The sequence below is a fragment of the Candidatus Vallotiella sp. (ex Adelges kitamiensis) genome, from assembly GCF_020342435.1.
Classification (GTDB): domain Bacteria; phylum Pseudomonadota; class Gammaproteobacteria; order Burkholderiales; family Burkholderiaceae; genus Mycetohabitans.
The window spans coordinates 157,668-175,811 of sequence record NZ_CP080504.1 but is presented as its reverse complement, the minus strand read 5'-3'; the positions used below and the strand labels follow the sequence as shown (position 1 = coordinate 175,811).

The following is an 18,144-nucleotide window of genomic DNA, read 5'->3' as shown; positions in this document are numbered from 1 at the left end:
CTATGTTTACTTATTTCCGTAGTAAAGTAAGCCATAAACGCTTTACGAAGCGATCACAGCAGAAAGCGTCCGTCGATAAGTTGCCGTAGATTTAAACTCCGTTGATGTAGCATTGATAATGCCGCCACCTAAGCAGACGTCGCCATCGTATAGTACGGTAGATTGCCCCGGTGTTACCGCCCATTGAGGCTGAGCAAAGCTCAAAGCGAAGTGCTTAGCTGATACAGAATGAAATATGCAGGCAGCATCCTTCTGACGATAGCGTGTCTTAGCTACATATAAATATCCTTCCTGCGGTTCTTTGCCTGAGATCCAACTGGCATCCTCTCCCTGCAAGGTCAAGCTAAATAAGCATGGGTGATCATGCCCCTGCACAATATACAGGGTATTACTCGCTATATCTTTATTGGCAACGAACCATGGTTTTCCGCTACCATTGCGCCAACCCCCTAGGCCGATTCCCTTGCGTTGACCTAATGTATAAAATGCGAGCCCAATATGTTTTCCAGCGATCTTGCCATCCACGGTTTTCATCTGTCCAGGGTGAATAGGTAGATAGCGATTCAGGAACGCACGGAACGGCCTTTCTCCGATAAAACAGATGCCCATCGAATCTTTCTTTGCCGCGTTAGGCAACTCGATCTGTGCTGCAATCTTACGAACCTGCGTCTTTAGCATTTCCCCGAGCGGAAACAGGGTGCGGCTCAATTGCGATTGGTTAAGGCGATACAGGAAATAAGATTGATCTTTAGATGAGTCTCGTGCCTTAAGCAGTTCAAACCGTGCACCGACTTCTCGAACGCGCGCATAGTGGCCAGTTGCAATTGTTTGTGCACCCAATGATATCGCGTGGTCCAGAAATGCTTTAAATTTAATTTCCGAATTGCACAATACATCCGGATTAGGCGTACGGCCCGCCGAGTGCTCTCGAAGAAACTTGGCGAAAACTCTATTTTTATACTGTGTAGAGAAGTTTACCGATTCGATGTCGATACCAACAAAGTCTGCGACCGATACGACATCAATCCAGTCCTGCCGGCTTGAGCAATATTCGTTGTCATCATCATCCTCCCAGTTTTTCATAAATAGGCCAATTACCTCGTAGCCTTGCTGTTTAAGCAACCACGCAGCGACTGAGGAATCAACACCACCAGATATACCAACAACCACGCGTTGCTTTGTCATAAGCCAGCTGGATTCCCGGAGGCTAGATGCAGCATACTATACTTAATATTCTGCAACTAAATGAAAGTGCGCTAAGTCGGCAGACAAGAGCGTCTAGCCAGATGTATACTCGGCATAAGATACTTAAAATATTAGAGTATAGTTTGATAAAACTAAAAAACATATATTAACTATATAGATGACCTACCCGACTAAACTACAATATATACCAATAACTTGACCGAAGCCCGTACGTAGTTACTATTCATGCCTAATGATTAGGCGCTTCACGCATAATGATATATCCATAAATTTTTGTTGTATCAATACTAGTGTAATTAGCAGCTCCCCGTCTGTATTACTGTTGTAGAGGTCTATTCTACGACGATAGATAGACACCGCTTTCCGACTGTACAGTACAATTTAGATTTCTACTACATTTCTCTTCTAATAATAGGGATAGATGCAGTATTAATCAGCTCTAAAACTTAAGAAAGTCGGGGACATAGATTGTGTATACTCGGGGAGTACAAGAAAAGAATAAGACATATAATGCAGTCTAGTCTAAGACATATAAACCTATACCGGTATATACACATTGCTAGCACCATGTCTTGTAATTCAATATCGTCCGTATATTCGCAGACAATCTGTTACCGCATTAGAGCAGCGCTAATTTAAAGCAGAATAGCTGACATGCGAGTGTACCGTTATATAACAATGTCTTTGTCGATGCACGTAGTCTCATTTGGTCTGGTATTTTTCGATCTGGACTAAGCACAAATACTTTCCAGCCAGAGAACCTCTGCTTGAGTACGCTGCCGAATTCGTATAAGAACATGCTATTCGCGCTACCTGAGTGAGCATTTTGAAATGCTATTTCACTGCTTCCGAAGAAGTCGGCCCTCCGGCTATATAACGAAATCCGCTCGCCATAAGGTGGATTGATAACTAGTACGCCTGGCGGATTGCATGGCGCTATAATATCGCGCGCATCGCATTGTTTGAGCGATACCATATTCGTACCCGCGCGTTGCAGATTCGATTTGGCTTTGGCTAATACTTCACCAGATATGTCGCTACCATAGATCGAGAAGGTGCCATTTTGAGTAGCGCAAGCACTAACCTCGCGTTTAGTATCTAGTGCCTGTGCCTTCATGCGCTTCCATAGGGCAACATCGTAGTGCTTGAGCTTTTCGAAGCCAAAATGTCTGTTGAGACCGGGCGCAATGCCTAGCGCAATCTGTGCAGCTTCAGCAATAAACGTACCGCTTCCGCACATTGGGTCGAACAACGGATCGTCTATGGTCCAGCCAGATAGCCGAAGAATCCCTGCGGCTAGATTCTCACGCAATGGCGCGACACCTTTATCTAAGCGCCACCCGCGCTTAAATAAGGGCTTTCCGGAGGTGTCTAGGTACAAAGTGCAGTCCGTATCAGTAATAAACGCTTTAAGACGCACATCTGGTTCGACTGTATCGATACTAGGTCTTGTACCGGTCCGTTCACGTAGCCGGTCGCAGATCGCATCTTTAATGCGCAGCATCGTGAATGCTAGACTGTGAAGTGGCGATTTTATCGCGGTTATATCTACTCGCAACGTGCGACTAGCGTCGAACCATTGCTCCCAAGACTGTTCGTATGCTAGCACGTAAATATCGTGCTCGTCACAGTAGGGCTGCGTTACTATTTTCAATAGAATCCTGTTAGCGATACGAGAATATAAGTTAGCTGCGAGAGCAGTAGCCCATGTACCGCTGAATAGTACGCCTCCACCTATCGGCGTTTTCACAGAAAACGCTGAATCGGCTGCAAGCATAGATAATTCGCAGAGTTCAGCAGCTAGAGCGCTTTCTAAACCACGCGGGCAAGGAGCAAAGAATTCGAGGCAGGTTAAGGAAGACATAGAGGAAAACGAAAACCCAACAGGCCTAAAGAGACTGGTGAATATATTGTATATAGTTATGCGATGGATGAATTGGCTACTAAACCGATTTATTCTAGTGTGATGGACGTGGCTTAGTTCAGCATATCAGCCTGTATGGCCGATATGCTGTTTTTCTATTTTATGTAGATGGTAGAATATCAGGTTATTTTAATCTTTCACTATAGAGAAACCAACGTGTTCATTTTTAATGCGTACGCTCAAGGCGTATCCGCTATAGGCGGTGCTGCTAGCTTCATTCAGACATATGGCTTATTCATACTAATGATTGCAGTGCTGTATTTTTTCATGATTCGTCCTCAGATGAAAAGGCAGAAGGAGCATCGGAACATGTTAGCCAGCATGACTAAAGGTGATGAAGTTCTTACGTCTAGCGGTATGATAGGCAAGCTTTCTAAGCTCGGCGAGGTTTATGTTGGAGTCGAGTTGTGTGAGGGTGTTGAGATTACTATCCAAAAAAACGCGGTTTCTACGATTCTTCCAAAAGGCACGATAAAGTCTCTCTGATCTTAGAGAGTACCGATCTCTATGAGGTCTAGTGTCTTGATAAGTCGATTGCACACCCAAGTAGAATAGTCCGAGGCGCGTTGCACTAGAACTTTTCCCGCCTAGTTATTTCATGAATCGCTATCCCCTTTGGAAATACATTGTGATGCTGCTAGCACTTGCTACCGGCTTACTGTACACATTACCTAACTTCTTTGGTGAGGTGCCGGCAGTGCAGGTATCTAGCGGTAAAGTAACAGTCAATCTAGATTCATCTATATTCCGGATTGTCGAGTCAACGCTCAACGAGCATGGAATACATGCGGATGACATGATTCTAGATAACATAAGTCAAAATACGACTCTCCACGTACGTCTAAAAGATGCCGATACTCAATTACGCGTGAAAGACCTTCTACAAAAAGTGCTGAATGCTCATTCAAAGGATCCAAACTATATTGTTGCTCTGAATCTGCAATCGAATACGCCGCACTGGTTAGACACGCTGCACGCGCTGCCAATGCATCTGGGTCTGGATCTTTGCGGTGGTGTACACTTCCTACTTCGGGTAGACTTGAATAACGCATTGAATAAAAGGCTTGATTCGGACGCGAATGATGGACGTACATTGCTACACAACAAGTCAATTGGCAATAGCAGCATAAATCGCGTTGGCCAAACAGTAGTAGTTAACTGTAACAATCAAGAGGTTGCAAACCGCGCTCGTCGGATTCTATCAGACAATATTACTGAGTTGACATGGAGGCTATTGCCGACAGCATCCTGCTATAAGGTGGTAGGGAAGTTTACCCTTAGCGCTCAAAAGATAGTACTAGACACTATATTAGGGCAAAATATTATAACCTTAAACAATCGAGTAAACGAACTCGGCATCGCGGAACCGATTGTACAGCAACAGGGTGCAGACCGAATTGTCGTTGAATTACCCGGCGTTCAGGATACCGCAAAAGCTAAAGATATCATCGGTCGGACTGCCGCGCTGGAAGCGCGAATGGTTGATGACGAAAATCCAGTGCGAAATATTAAAGATTCAGTGCCAACTGATGATGATCTATTTACGCAAGGCAGTGGTGCGCCAGTATACTTAAAAAAACAAGTAATTTTCAGTGGTCACCGAATTACTGATGCATCAGTCGATTTTGATGAACATCAGCGTCCAGCAGTAAAAATCTGCCTTGATGCGCATGCAGGGCAGGTTTTGCGTGATGTATCACGCAGCAATATCAATAAGACGATGGCAATCGTATTATTCGAAAAAAACAGGGGTGAGCTTTTAACTGTAGCAACGATTCAGTCTGAACTAGGCAAAAATTTTCAGATTACTGGCCAGATGTCGCTACAGGAAGCGACTAATCTTGCATTATTGTTGCGTGCTGGTTCTTTAGCTGCGCCGATGGAAATCATTGAGGAACGCACGATTGGCCCGAGCGTAGGTCTAGACAACATCAGAAAAGGTTTCAACGCGGTGCAGTACGGATTCCTCGCAATCACAGTGTTTATAATTGCGTACTATATGCTGTTCGGACTGATTTCAGTGATTGCATTATCGGTAAACTTGTTTCTACTTATCGCGCTTCTATCGATAATGCAGGCAACGCTTACATTGCCAGGTATTGCAGCGATTGCACTAACACTGGGCATGGCAATCGATGCGAATGTGCTCATTAATGAGCGTATTCGTGAAGAACTGCGTTATAGCGCGTCGGCACAACTAGCTATCCAGAATGGCTTTTCGCATGCATGGGTAACAATCTTAGATTCGAGTATCACGCTATTGATCGTTGGGCTATCGTTGCTTACCTTTAGTTCTGGGCCAGTACGTGGCTTTGCCGTTGTGCACTGCATTGGCATCCTGACATCAATGTTTTCTGCAGTATTCTTTGCTCGGGGGCTAGTAAACCTATGGTATGGCGGTAAGAAGAGGCTTAAATCTCTGGCTATTGGGTAGATATAGATCCCAGAAATACACCATCCGGTACACAAAAGCTATCTAAAAAAGATGGTTATCATGACACAAACATCATCCACGGTGTTAGAGAAAAGCGAACGGGATCTAATCGTGCTACCTCACAATCGACCTCCGTTAAAACGTAGAGCGCGAGGTGATGCTCGAACCAAGATACGCTAATCTTACTGAGCGCGTTTAGAAAAGCCTTATGGAATTTTTTCGAATTCAAAAAGATATTCCTTTTATGAAGTGGGCATTAATCTTTAATATAATCTCACTCATAATGCTCCTGCTCGCGGTGTTCTTTCTAATATATCGCGGTCTACATTTGTCCCCTGAATTTACAGGCGGCACTATGTTAGAAATCCACGTGCCAGAAGCCAAAAAAATTGATGTAATTCGTCACGCGCTAGATAAGATTTTGTATACCGATGCGCAGGTGCAGACTTTTGGTACGTCGCATGATGTTCTAATCCGACTACCATTAAAAGAAGGGCTATCCTCAACGAAGCAAAGCGACCGGGTCATGACTGCGCTGAAAGCGCTTGATGCTCAGATCAAGCTCCAATGTATGGAATTTGTTGGACCACAAGTAGGAAAAGAACTAGTGATAGATGGGCTGCTTTCACTTACTTGCGCGGTTGTAAGTATTACTCTCTATCTCGCGTTTCGATTCGAATGGAGGCTTGCAATTGCCGGCGCTATTGCAAACTTGCATGACCTAATAATTATTTTAGGTTTCTTCGCATTTTTCCAGTGGGAGTTTTCGCTGTCAGTACTAGCAGCAGTGCTCGCAGTGCTTGGCTATTCGGTTAATGAGTCCGTTGTCATTTTTGATCGTATTCGCGAGACATTCCAGCGTGAGCGTAATATGACGATCACTGACGTTATTAATCATGCCATTACGAGCACAATATCACGCACGATTATCACGCACGGCTTAACACAGATGATGGTGTTATCGATACTTCTATTCGGCGGCCTTATGCTGCGCTATTTTGCATTGGCGCTAACTATTGGCATCTTGTTCAGTATCTACTCGTCAGTATTCGTCTCGTCTGCCCTAGCAATGTGTTTCGGGATTAAGCGCAGAGATTTAAACGCAGTAAAAAATGGGGGTCACAGCCCAGAATAATCGGCACTCTAAGACGCAGATACAGCTGCATTCACTTCTCTCTTGAGGAACTAGCTATTCTGGCCTCTTAAGCTGCACACTTATCATATGTAACAATACTAATTATAGCTATAAAGACCTTATGGAAGCCTGCCATCACTTTATTAAAGCTTGGTTAATACTATTTTTAGTACAAGTTCAAAGATACGAATGATATTTAGTAAAATTCGCTGAAAATCAGCATAAAGTTATCGTATAACAATACACGCCTAGTTTCCCTGGTACTAGTCAGGGGGAGTTAGTAGCAGGCAAGTGGCTAATTTTCAATATTTTTTGTAAGAAAGAACATGTTAACATATTCTCAATAACCTTAGAAATAAAATATTTCCTCTATATCGTTCAGCATCAAGAATAGCACCTTGTTTAGCAGATGAAATAGAAAAATTATTATAGTCGCTATCTAACTAAAAAGTTTTAGACTGCATAGTCTTTTGCTATTTCCTGATTTTCGGATTCGATAGGAGCGGCCGATAATTAAATTTATATTTTTCACTTTTTAGAACTACTATAATCTCCCGTGCCATGTCTAATATTTCTCTTAATACCCCTTTTGCGCTAACTATTCTATCGCCCCTGGATGGCCGCTATGCGGATAGAACTGAGCCTCTGCGTGACTGGCTATCTGAAGCAGCATTTATACGACATCGTGTCATTGTTGAAGTTCATTGGTTAATCGCGCTATCACGTGCTGGATTGTCTGGAATTCCAGCGCTCTCTACATCATCTGAACAATTTTTACTTCAACTGGTTGAAAAGTTTTCCCTGCATACTGCTGCTCGCATTAAAGAGATCGAATGCGTAACAAACCATGATGTAAAAGCAGTTGAGTACTGGCTTAAGGAGTCTCTCGATGGTCAACCAGAACTAGAGCGTATCAGTGGGTTTATCCATTTTGCCTGCACGTCTGAGGATATTAATAATACGGCACATGCGTTAATGCTACAGGGTGCGCGTAAGCATGTAATACAGCCGGCATTAAGCGCTGTACATCAGCGGCTGATTACACTCGCGCATAAATACGCCACACAATCAATGCTCTCACGCACGCATGGACAGCCAGCTAGTCCAACGACCTTAGGTAAGGAAATTGCTAACGTAGCTAGTCGTGTATCATATGCTATTAACCAAATTTCTACTGTCACAGTATTGGGAAAGATGAATGGCGCAGTCGGCAATTTCAACGCCCATCTATCTGCCTACCCCAATTTTGACTGGGAAGGTTTTGCTCGGGATTTCGTGCAGATGCAACTCGGGCTAACATTTAATCCCTATACAATTCAAATTGAACCGCACGACTATATGGCGGAGCTCTTCGACGCAGTTGCTCGAGTCAATACAATCTTATTAGACTTGAATCGCGATATGTGGGGTTACATCTCGTTAGGATATTTTAAACAAAAGATAAAGCCAGAAGAAATTGGCTCATCAACAATGCCGCATAAGGTTAATCCAATTGATTTTGAAAATTCCGAAGGTAACCTTGGGCTAGCTAATGCAATGCTACACCATTTTTCAAGCAAGCTTCCAATATCGCGCTGGCAACGCGACCTAAGCGATTCGACAGTTCTGCGTAGCATTGGACTTGCATTTGGCTATTCGCTACTCGCATATGATGCATTAATTCGCGGACTCGATAAACTCGAGGTAAATTCAAATCGAATTGATGAAGACCTAAATAAATGCTGGGAAGTGCTGGCCGAACCAATACAAACAGTTATGCGCCGCTATAAAATAGAAAATCCGTATGAACAATTAAAGGAGCTCACGCGTAGCAAAAAAATTACTCAAGATAGATTACATACCTTTATTAATACACTGGAAATTCCCAACGAAGCCAAAAAGCAACTGCTACTAATGACACCAGCATCCTATATTGGCAAAGCAATAGAGCTTGCACAGCGCATCAACTAATATGGGTGTGCTTGATCAATACTATAGAGACACGCACGTGCTTCAACTGAAAGTGCAATCCTGTATCATTGCTTCGATATACACTAATTCTTAAACACGGGTTTGTTGCATTTCTAGAAATAACAGGATTAAGAAGCACAGCATAAGCTATGCTCGTACAGCAATAGACACGTGTTTTTAGGCACGATTTACACTATATTATCACCAACCTTGCATAGCAACTTTAAGATTAAAACTTAAATAAGCGGAGGATTGATGGGCTTATATCTATGCTTCTATGGCGTAATTACCTACGTAAACTAAACAAGCAGTGCTATAGAAAGCAATTTTTAGAAGTTATCGTAATACTGCAGCCTATTTCCCATTTTATCTAACTATATCGCACATAAATACGCTTCTCTCTAGAGAAAAATATTTCTACCCCTCGATTAGGTATCAATTAAAAACTTCAACCCAATTGAGTCAACACTCAAAAATAAGAATCAGAATTAAATAAATTTAGTACATAAACAACAAGCGAAGCACGGAGATCGCTGCTTAGCAGTGCCCTATACTCCAGTCGAGTAGCTACCCTTATCTGATCTGATATATAAAATAAAGGTCTAGATATTAGCCCGTGCTAGTTGACTTGCTGCATGGGCTAGACGTGTTACTTCACCCCAGTTTTGGGCAGTTATTGCCGTATGCGGAGTGAGCCACGATCCACCAACGCAGACTACGTTAGGTAAAGAGAGAAAACTTCTCGCTAACTCCTTTGTGATACCTCCAGTCGGACAAAAACGTAGCGTTGGGAAGGGGCCTCTAAATGCTTTCAGCATTTCTAATCCCCCAGCTTGCTGGGCTGGGAAGAACTTTACAATATCGTAGCCAAGGGAAAGCGCAAATAGAATATCAGAAGGCGTCATCACGCCGGGAAGTAAGGGTAAGCCAATATCCTTAGCAGCTAAATGAAGATCGCTTGTAAGGCCAGGCGACACACCAAATATTGCGCCAGCACGCTTGGCTTTTTCAATCTGATCGACAGTAGTTAGGGTACCGACACCTACAACGATATCCGATGAAAATTGTGCTGCGTGCTTGATTACTTGCAGGCCTACCGCAGTTCGTAGAGTAATCTCTAGAACTTTTATCCCGCCCTGGTATAGGGCATGTACGACTTGCTTGCCCTGCTCCACTGATTCAAATGTTAGAACCGGGATAACTGGCCCGATCTGCACAATTTCGCTCACGGATTTCATCTATAGTTTTCCTGTAGTTCAAATTGAAATAATATCCTCACCCGGCATTGCTCCAAAAACCGAAGCGCCTTGCTCGGCTGGTAGAGCTGCCGCACGAAACATGCTGAATAGCTCGCGGCCAAAGCCCAACTCATTCTGGTTAGAATATGCAATAGGCTTTTCATATGCACGTCGCGCCCATTCAGCCTCCTCCACGTCTAACTGCCCAGCTTCTGCATCTAGTGTAATTAAATCTCCGTTACGCACTTTGCTAATCGGGCCATCTAGAAGTGCTTCAGGCGATAGATGAATGACCGCTGGCACCTTTCCAGAAGCGCCCGACATTCTACCGTCTGTTACTAGTGCTACCTTAAAACCTTTATCCTGTAAGATACCTAATAGCGGCGTGAGCCGATGCAACTCTGGCATACCATTAGCTCTTGCTCCCTGGAATCGCACTACAACAACGCAATCTCGCTCTAGCTCACCACGATTGAAAGCAGTTTGAACACCTTCTTGTGAATCAAAAACGATTGCTGGTGCAGTAATACTGCGATGTTCTTGTGCGACTGCGGAAATCTTAATCACACCTCGTCCCAGCCGGCCTTGTACTAGCCGTAGCCCACCATCTAGCTGGAACGGTTCCGCAACGCCTCTTAAAACAGCTTTGTCTCGGCTCTCGCGCGAGCCATTAACCCAAAGCAACTTATTGTTAACTAATGTTGGTTCACGCGTATAATAGTTTGATAAGCTGATCCCAGCGACAGTCATTACATCATCATGTAGCAAACCAGCCTCGAGTAGTGTGTGTGTCAGAAAAGCCATACCCCCGGCTGAGTGATAGTGATTAATATCTGCTGTACCATTCGGATATATCTTCGCTAGCAGTGGCACCGCACGTGACAAGTCATCAAAGTCGTTCCAGTCGATAACAATGCCAGCGGCGCGAGCAATTGCCACTAAATGCAGAGTATGATTAGTAGAGCCTCCGGTAGCTAATAGCGCACTAATGCCATTGACAATTGTTTTTTCATCAATTACGCGCCCAATCGGCGTATAGTGCGGGCCTTGTGCAGTTAGTTGTAGCACCCGTCGTGCTGCCTCGGCAGTAAGTGCATCTCGTAGTGGCGTATGCGGATGAATGAATGCAGCACCTGGCAAGTGCAGACCCATTATTTCCATAAGAAGCTGGTTTGAGTTTGCTGTACCATAGAATGTGCAAGTACCATGGCTATGGTACGCGCTAGCCTCACTATTGAGCAGTACCTCGCGTCCTAAGGCGCCGATAGCGAACTTCTGACGGATCTTAGCCTTTTCATCATTAGACAAGCCACTAGTCATCGGTCCTGCAGGTACGAATATCGTTGGTAAATGGCCGAATTTCAACGCACCGATCAGTAGACCTGGCACGATCTTGTCGCAAATGCCTAAGCATAGTGCCGCATCAAACATATTGTGCGTCAATGCAATCGCCGTCGACATCGCAATCGTATCACGGGAGAATAGTGATAGCTCCATGCCAGCGTTACCCTGCGTGATGCCGTCACACATCGCTGGCACGCCACCAGCAAATTGTGCGATACCCCCCGCTTCGCGGGCAGCTCGTTTGATAACGTCAGGAAAGTTACGGTACGGCGCATGCGCTGATAACATCTCATTATAAGCTGACACAATACCGATATTAGGCCGCTGCAGCGCGCGGATTGTGATCTTGTCCTGTCCTTCAAATCCAGCCGAACCATGAGCTAAATTAGCGCAAGACAATGTACTGCGCGCAGGAAACTGTCCTTGTGCATCCCCGATTCGGGTGAGATAAGCATGCCGCGTTGCTTTACTACGCTCGATAATTCGATCGGTCACAGCTGTTAGCTGGGAGTGTAACGAAGTCATGAAAATCGCTCCTGGAGACGGGCGGCACACGCAACCGATCCGGAAAATTTGTGTCGCTGAATAAATTAAAAGCTTGACCGGCGTACCGAGTCTAATAGAAATTCCGGAAGGACTCAATCAGAGGTAATGAGGAGAGATTCCTCTCATAGCTAATAGGCTTAGTCTGGCTGACTACAGAATTGTTGATATACTACATCAGTTTTACTTGATTACATAGATACGCCAGACGACTTTAAGATCTTCGGGTTCTCTACGGCTCAGAAGTCTCGTGGATTTTGATAATTCATAATCAGGTTTATATCATGTACACTGTGCACTTGTCTCTCTGTTAAACACTAAACGCCCTTTCAAATAAGTTTACTTACCCCATAGGAAGTACTACCCTAACTAAAGTAGACAATTATCCTTTAAATCTCAGTGGAGCATTTATCAAACACTTACATCTTTGGTATCAGTAGTTCTCAAAAACAAGAGTTAAATAAAACAGCCCTAAAACCAGGAAGACATCTAGATGGTATGAGGTATATTAATGTACAACAATGTTTGTTCCTTTATAGGCGAACTTCACCATGACCTAAGACAATATATTTTAATGAGGTTAATCCTTCAAGGCCGACCGGACCACGCGCATGTAATTTGTTGTTAGAAATGCCTATTTCAGTACCTAGACCATATTCAAATCCATCCGCGAAACGCGTTGATGCATTGACTATCACGCTAGCTGAATCGACTTCATTTAGGAACTGCATCGCGCGATTATAATGTTCAGTCACGATCGCATCGGTATGCGCAGAGCCATACATATTAATATGCTCAATCGCTGAATCGATGCCATCTACAATCCTAATTGAAAGTACTGGCGCTAGGTATTCTGTATGCCAATCGGCCTCGGTCGCATCTACAAGCGGCTCGATATCGGCATTAGCAAGAATTGTTCGTGCGGCTGGATCTACCCGAAGCTCTACTGCTTTATCTAGATATAACTTACCTAGCAGTGGTAATATGTTTGGAGCGATTCCCCGTGCGATAAGCAGCGTCTCCATCGTATTACAAGTGCCGTACCGATGCGTTTTTGCGTTATCGCATATATCTAATGCTTTACTAATATCAGCATCATCATCTACATAAACATGGCAAACGCCATCAAGGTGTTTAATCATTGGTACCCGTGCTTTACCAATCAATTTTTGCATCAAGCGTTTTCCACCCCGCGGCACGATCACATCAACATAGTCGGTCATTGTAATTAGCTTGTTTACCGCTGCCCGATCTGGTGTATCGATCACTTGCACTCCATCCTCTGGTAAACTACTTGTGCGAAGTATTTCGGAGATTAGTACAGAAAATGCTGTATTGGATTCGATTGACTCTGAGCCACCACGTAGGATCGCGGCGTTGCCTGATTTCAGGCATAGCGCAGCTGCATCAATCGTAACATTCGGCCGCGACTCATAAATTACACCAATCACACCCAGCGGAACCCGCATCTGACCGACTTGTATACCTGTGGGACGCATCCTCATACTAGTAATTTCGCCAATTGGATCAGGTAGCGCCGCAACTTGACGTACACTCTTAACCATCATTGTTAGCACTTTCTCCGACAGCGTTAGTCGGTCAATGAAAGCCGCATCGTGCCCATGGGCCAGCGCTCGATCAACATCACGTGCGTTTGCTCGCTGAAGCGTGTCAGCCTGTTCCTGGATTGCTAGCGCAATCCGTTCAAGTATCGCATTCTTTTCGGCTCCTGAGACTCTGGCAAGTACCCTTGATGCTGCACGAGCACGGATACCTAAATCAGTCATGTAGCAGTTAATATTCATCTTTATGTTCCCGCAATATGCGGATATGATAGGCGTTAAAAACACTTATCTACGCAGATTAAAATTGTTGTCCAGTACACGCGCCTTAATACGCTACATGACAGGCAACATAATAGTTGCTATTATAAGACTATAGGCGTACTACCGGTCTGGCAGTAATGTTAGTACCCGGCTGAGCAATCATCATTGCTAGATCGAACAAACTATCCCACGGATCGGCTGGTGGCAGTAACGTATAAGCAGGTTCGATATTCGGACGCGTTACCCCTGTCCCGCTGAACAGCCCCTTGATTTGTCGATCTATCTGCACTGCAAAGCCTACTGCTTGTTCCAGAGAAGATACATCAACACGTTGCAGTGCAGAGGGTATTAGCTGTTCATGCAGCCTGCATACGCGATTTTCATGCATTAAAATCGCTAACGATTTACCAGTAGTCAGACCTCGCTTTATTCGCATTAGCAAACGGATTTCTTCTGAGATAGCCCAAAGCACTAACACTGCTGTCTCACCTTCGCTACGCAATCCATCGAGCATCCGTGTCAAGCGTGCAATATCCCCGGTAAGTATTGCCTCATTAAGCCTAAACACGTTATAACGAGCCACATTAAGCACCGAATCGCACACCTGTTCAAACGTTAATTCACCGGCGGGATATAATAAACCAAGCTTTTGTATTTCTTGATGAGCGGCAAGCAGGTTACCCTCAACCCGATCGGTAAGAAATTGCAGTACCCGTCGACCTTCGTCACCAGAGACAATACTTTGTTGCTGCGCTGCAAGCCGTTTAGCAATCCAGTTCGGCAGTTGCGCGCGCTCAACTGTATCGATACGTATCACCATACCAGCCTGAAGCAATGCAGTAAACCATGCCGTCTTCTGCGTTACGGCGTCTAGCCGGGGTAATGTAATTAGCGTTAGCGTGTTAGGATTTTTCGACGCTGCTAACGCTTTTAATGCCTCACTACTATTTGTATCTAGCTTACAGGTTGGAATGCGCAATTCGATCATCTGACGCTTGCTAAATAACGACATCGATTTTATAGCACCAATTAGTAGGCTCCAATCAAAACCCCGATCGACAAAAAGTACCTTGCGCTCAGTAAAATCGGCAGCATGCGCAGCACTGCGGATACATGCTATAGCTTCCTGCATAAGTAATGGCTCATCGCCATACACAATGTATAAGCAACCTAACGTCTTAGCGAGATGCGATTTCAGGGCGTTTACGCGAAGTTGCATGGCTTGTATCCGGTTTACCGTAAAATGTATGTGTTATTCCCGAACGCACCCTATCATAGTTCAGATTCGGTGCAGGCATTACGCTTATGCACCATAATAGCTGGCTAACTGCTTCGTTACTCATGTCGCGATACAGTACATCGTATTCTTGCAATTTAGATAAGACATTCTGATCAGAATAACGCGTTGATCGATTTAAGTGAAGCATGCTAAATGGCAACAGCACCGTGCCATCCATACCAATTAATTGGTAGGACATTGTATAGTTAAGCTCATGATCATTAAGCTGTCCATCCGCATTATGCGGAACTATCTTAGTACTACACGCTTCTGAAATTGACAAAATTGCATCCGCACTGTCCACACTATTAACAATCTGCGTCTGGCTGCTATTCTCGATTATTCTCCGAATCTTTGCGCTGAGTTCTAGATCTGGGCTAATAAGCGCAAGCCGTTTAAATGGGAGGATATAGTTACCTCGCAGTTGGAAACCGCATCCGGATAATAATAACGCTGTCGCAGCAAACACGCTGAAGTAGCATGCTAGCTTCAATTTAGGCATATGGAGACTTATTAAAAGACTACATTTACAAGCCGCCCAGGCACGATCACTACTTTCTTTGGCGTTTTGCCTTTAGAAAACTTGTTAAGCGTCTCATGCGCGAGTGTCATCTGCTCTATAGCATTATGTGACGTGTCACTCGCTACTTTTAGTGTGCCGCGAGATTTACCATTAATCTGCAGTACTAATTCTATTTCGCTTTTTTCTAGCGCTTGTTCATTCACTTCCGGCCATTCTGCATCTAGAAGCGTACCAAATTGTGTCACGTAACCAAGTTCACGCCATAATATAAATGTAATGTGCGGTATCACCGGATATAGTACGCGAAGTAAGATACCGTATCCCTCGTACAAAACTGCAGCGCAGACATTTTTAGCTAACTCTAGCGCATTGAGCATTTTCATCGCTGCAGACACAACGGTGTTATATTGAAGACGTTGATAGTCAAAATTGGCTTGTTTGAGCATCGAGTAAATCTCACGGCGCAGCACTTTACTCGCGTTTTTTAGTGTTATACTATCTAGTGCGGGCTGGGTTAAAAAAATTGCATAATGCATATAGCCGAATGTCCATAGTCTCCTCAAAAAACGGCAAGCGCCTTCTAGGCCAGTGCTAGACCATTCTAGTGATTGCTCAGGCGATGCTGCGAACACTATAAATAGTCGCACGCAATCAGCACCGTGCAAATCGATTAGATATTGCGGATCGACGCCATTATTTTTTGACTTCGACATTTTCTCAAGACCGCCGATCTCAACCGGTTGGCCATCGGTGTATAGTACTGCGCTAACTGGACGCCCTTTTTCATCGTGTGACAACTGTACACCCGAAGAATTGAACCATGTTTTTTTACCGGTTGAATCCTCACGATAGTATGTCTGATCGAGTACCATACCCTGTGTGACCAAATTGGTTGCTGGCTCCCAAAAATTAATTAGTTTAAGGCTTCTCATTACCCTGGCCCAGAAGCGTGCATATAATAGATGCAAAATCGCATGCTCAATGCCACCGATATATTGATCCATAGGCATCCAATAGTCGGTACGAGAGTCCACCATTGACAGTGCATCTGAACATGTGTAGCGCGAGAAATACCAAGCAGAATCAACAAACGTGTCCATCGTATCAGTTTCACGTCTTGCCTCAGCACCACAGCGCGGGCATGTGCAACGCGTAAACGTATCAGATTTAGCTAGTGGGTTACCATTACCATCTGGGACTAAGTCTTCAGGCAACAGTACAGGTAAGTCTTGCTCTGGCACCGGCACATCGCCACAGCACGAGCAATAGATCATAGGGATCGGCGTACCCCAATAGCGCTGACGCGAAATGCCCCAGTCACGCAATCGGTATTCGACCTGTTTAGTGATAAGGCCCCTAACAGAAAGATCTGTTGTAATAGCTTCAACTGCTTGATTATAATCCATTCCATCATACTTTCCACTATTCACGCAGGTGCTCGCGCACCCCTCGCTACGATAGTCTTGAGATGAATTTGGTACTTTGCCTCGCTCTGTGCTGATCCGATTAATAGGAAGGCGATACTTCGTCGCGAATGAAAAGTCGCGCTCATCGTGAACTGGCACGCCCATTACCGCACCTTCACTATAGTTCATTAATACGTAGTTGCTAATCCAGACTTCAATATCAGCACCTGTTAGCGGATGTGTAACGCAGAAACCGGTGGGCACCCCTTTCCTCTCTATTGTTGATATATCAGACTCGGCTACCCCGCCATATCTACATTTATTAATAAACGCACGCAATGTGCATAGGTTCTTTGCCAATTTCGTAGCGAGCGGATGTTCTGCGGCGATAGCTACGAAAGTGACATCCATAATCGTATCTATACGGGTGGTAAATACGCGTAGCAATTGCTTCTTTCCATCTATTTCATACGGGAAGCCAAAGTTTACTCCATGGCTTTTGCCAATCCAGTTACGCTGCATTATTTTCACGCTCTCGGGCCACCCCAGCGCATCTAGATCCTGAAGTAACGGCTCTGCGTATTCCGTGATGCGCAAGTAATACATTGGGATATTGCGCTTCTGAACTACCGCTCCAGAACGCCAGCCACGCCCGTTAATGACCTGCTCATTAGCCAGTACAGTTTGCTCAACTGGATCCCAGTTTACTGTCCCTGACTTCTTATATGCGATGCCTTTTTCAAGCATCTTTAGGAATAACCACTGGTTCCACCTGTAGTATTCTGGCTTACATGTCGTAATTTCACGTGACCAGTCAATTGCTAAACCAATCGCCTGCATTTGCTTCTTCATGTAGGCAATATTTTCATATGTCCACTTAGCTGGTGGAACGCCATTAGCAATCGCTGCGTTTTCTGCTGGCATACCGAATGCATCCCATCCCATTGGCATTAGAACGTTATAGCCGTGCATACGCTTGTAACGATACATTACGTCATTAATCGTATAGTTACGTACATGCCCCATATGCAGTTTGCCAGATGGGTAGGGCAGCATCGAAACGCAATAGAATTTTTCTTTGCTAGTATACTCAGAACTACGATAGACATCTCCATCCATCCACGCCTGCTGTGCGGTGGATTCAACATTGTCGGGAACATATTTATCTTGCATAATAGTCTTCTTAGTAAGAAACTTGCTGCTCGCCGAGATAACGTGAATACATGTGAGTCTAGTCTACCCTAAGAAACTTATTAGTAATAAATACAGGTTATAGGCGCGCTATATACGCCAATCATGAGAATTCTGGCTGTTAAGTGCAATCTGAATAAGTTAT

Annotated in this window: 11 protein-coding genes and 1 pseudogene; 4 read left to right on the top strand and 8 right to left on the bottom strand. The window is 44.4% G+C overall.

The genetic code is table 11. The features are described from left to right. Positions 1–42: 42 nt before the first annotated feature. Both mnmA and K0T93_RS00745 read right to left on the bottom strand, forming a co-directional pair. On the bottom strand, positions 43–1,185 hold the full coding sequence (mnmA, locus tag K0T93_RS00750; protein WP_225721512.1) for a tRNA 2-thiouridine(34) synthase MnmA: 1,143 nt from the start codon (positions 1,183–1,185) through the stop codon (positions 43–45). Between the two features lie 640 nt (positions 1,186–1,825). Then, positions 1,826–3,070 carry a THUMP domain-containing class I SAM-dependent RNA methyltransferase gene (locus tag K0T93_RS00745; RefSeq protein WP_225721511.1) on the bottom strand — a complete coding sequence of 415 codons (1,245 nt, stop codon included), beginning with the start codon at positions 3,068–3,070 and terminating at the stop codon, positions 1,826–1,828. A 168-nt stretch (positions 3,071–3,238) separates the two neighbouring features. On the opposite strand from K0T93_RS00745, the gene yajC reads away from it, so the two are divergent. From yajC to purB, 4 genes and pseudogenes are all read left to right on the top strand, one after another. Next, on the top strand, positions 3,239–3,616 hold the full coding sequence (gene yajC / locus K0T93_RS00740) for a preprotein translocase subunit YajC (RefSeq protein WP_225721510.1): 378 nt from the start codon (positions 3,239–3,241) through the stop codon (positions 3,614–3,616). A 112-nt stretch (positions 3,617–3,728) separates the two neighbouring features. Then, a pseudogene (gene secD, locus K0T93_RS00735) lies at positions 3,729–5,561 on the top strand (protein translocase subunit SecD); the annotation flags it as partial. Positions 5,562–5,772: 211 nt separating this feature from the next. Then, positions 5,773–6,699, top strand: a complete 927-nt coding sequence (gene secF / locus K0T93_RS00730; RefSeq protein ID WP_225721508.1) for a protein translocase subunit SecF — start codon at positions 5,773–5,775, stop codon at positions 6,697–6,699. Positions 6,700–7,260: 561 nt separating this feature from the next. After that, positions 7,261–8,649, top strand: coding sequence for an adenylosuccinate lyase (purB, locus tag K0T93_RS00725; RefSeq protein WP_225721507.1), 1,389 nt, complete (start codon positions 7,261–7,263; stop codon positions 8,647–8,649). Between the two features lie 602 nt (positions 8,650–9,251). Here purB and K0T93_RS00720 read toward each other — a convergent pair. From K0T93_RS00720 to leuS, 6 genes are all read right to left on the bottom strand, one after another. Further along, positions 9,252–9,887, bottom strand: a complete 636-nt coding sequence (locus K0T93_RS00720) for a bifunctional 4-hydroxy-2-oxoglutarate aldolase/2-dehydro-3-deoxy-phosphogluconate aldolase (RefSeq protein WP_225721506.1) — start codon at positions 9,885–9,887, stop codon at positions 9,252–9,254. A gap of 18 nt (positions 9,888–9,905) precedes the next feature. Beyond that, complete coding sequence (gene edd, locus K0T93_RS00715) at positions 9,906–11,756, bottom strand: phosphogluconate dehydratase (RefSeq protein WP_225721505.1); 1,851 nt, start codon at positions 11,754–11,756, stop codon at positions 9,906–9,908. 551 nt (positions 11,757–12,307) lie between these two features. Next, positions 12,308–13,579: a glutamate-5-semialdehyde dehydrogenase gene (locus K0T93_RS00710; RefSeq protein ID WP_225721504.1), complete on the bottom strand. Its 1,272-nt coding sequence runs from the start codon at positions 13,577–13,579 to the stop codon at positions 12,308–12,310. Between the two features lie 130 nt (positions 13,580–13,709). Further along, positions 13,710–14,819 carry a DNA polymerase III subunit delta gene (gene holA, locus K0T93_RS00705; protein ID WP_225721503.1) on the bottom strand — a complete coding sequence of 370 codons (1,110 nt, stop codon included), beginning with the start codon at positions 14,817–14,819 and terminating at the stop codon, positions 13,710–13,712. Further along, entirely contained in the window at positions 14,779–15,381 is a 603-nt protein-coding gene (locus K0T93_RS00700) for an LPS-assembly lipoprotein LptE (protein WP_225721502.1), read from the bottom strand. Before K0T93_RS00700 ends, holA begins: the two co-directional genes overlap by 41 nt. An 11-nt stretch (positions 15,382–15,392) precedes the next feature. After that, positions 15,393–17,981: a leucine--tRNA ligase gene (leuS, locus tag K0T93_RS00695; protein WP_225721501.1), complete on the bottom strand. Its 2,589-nt coding sequence runs from the start codon at positions 17,979–17,981 to the stop codon at positions 15,393–15,395. Positions 17,982–18,144: the final 163 nt, after the last annotated feature.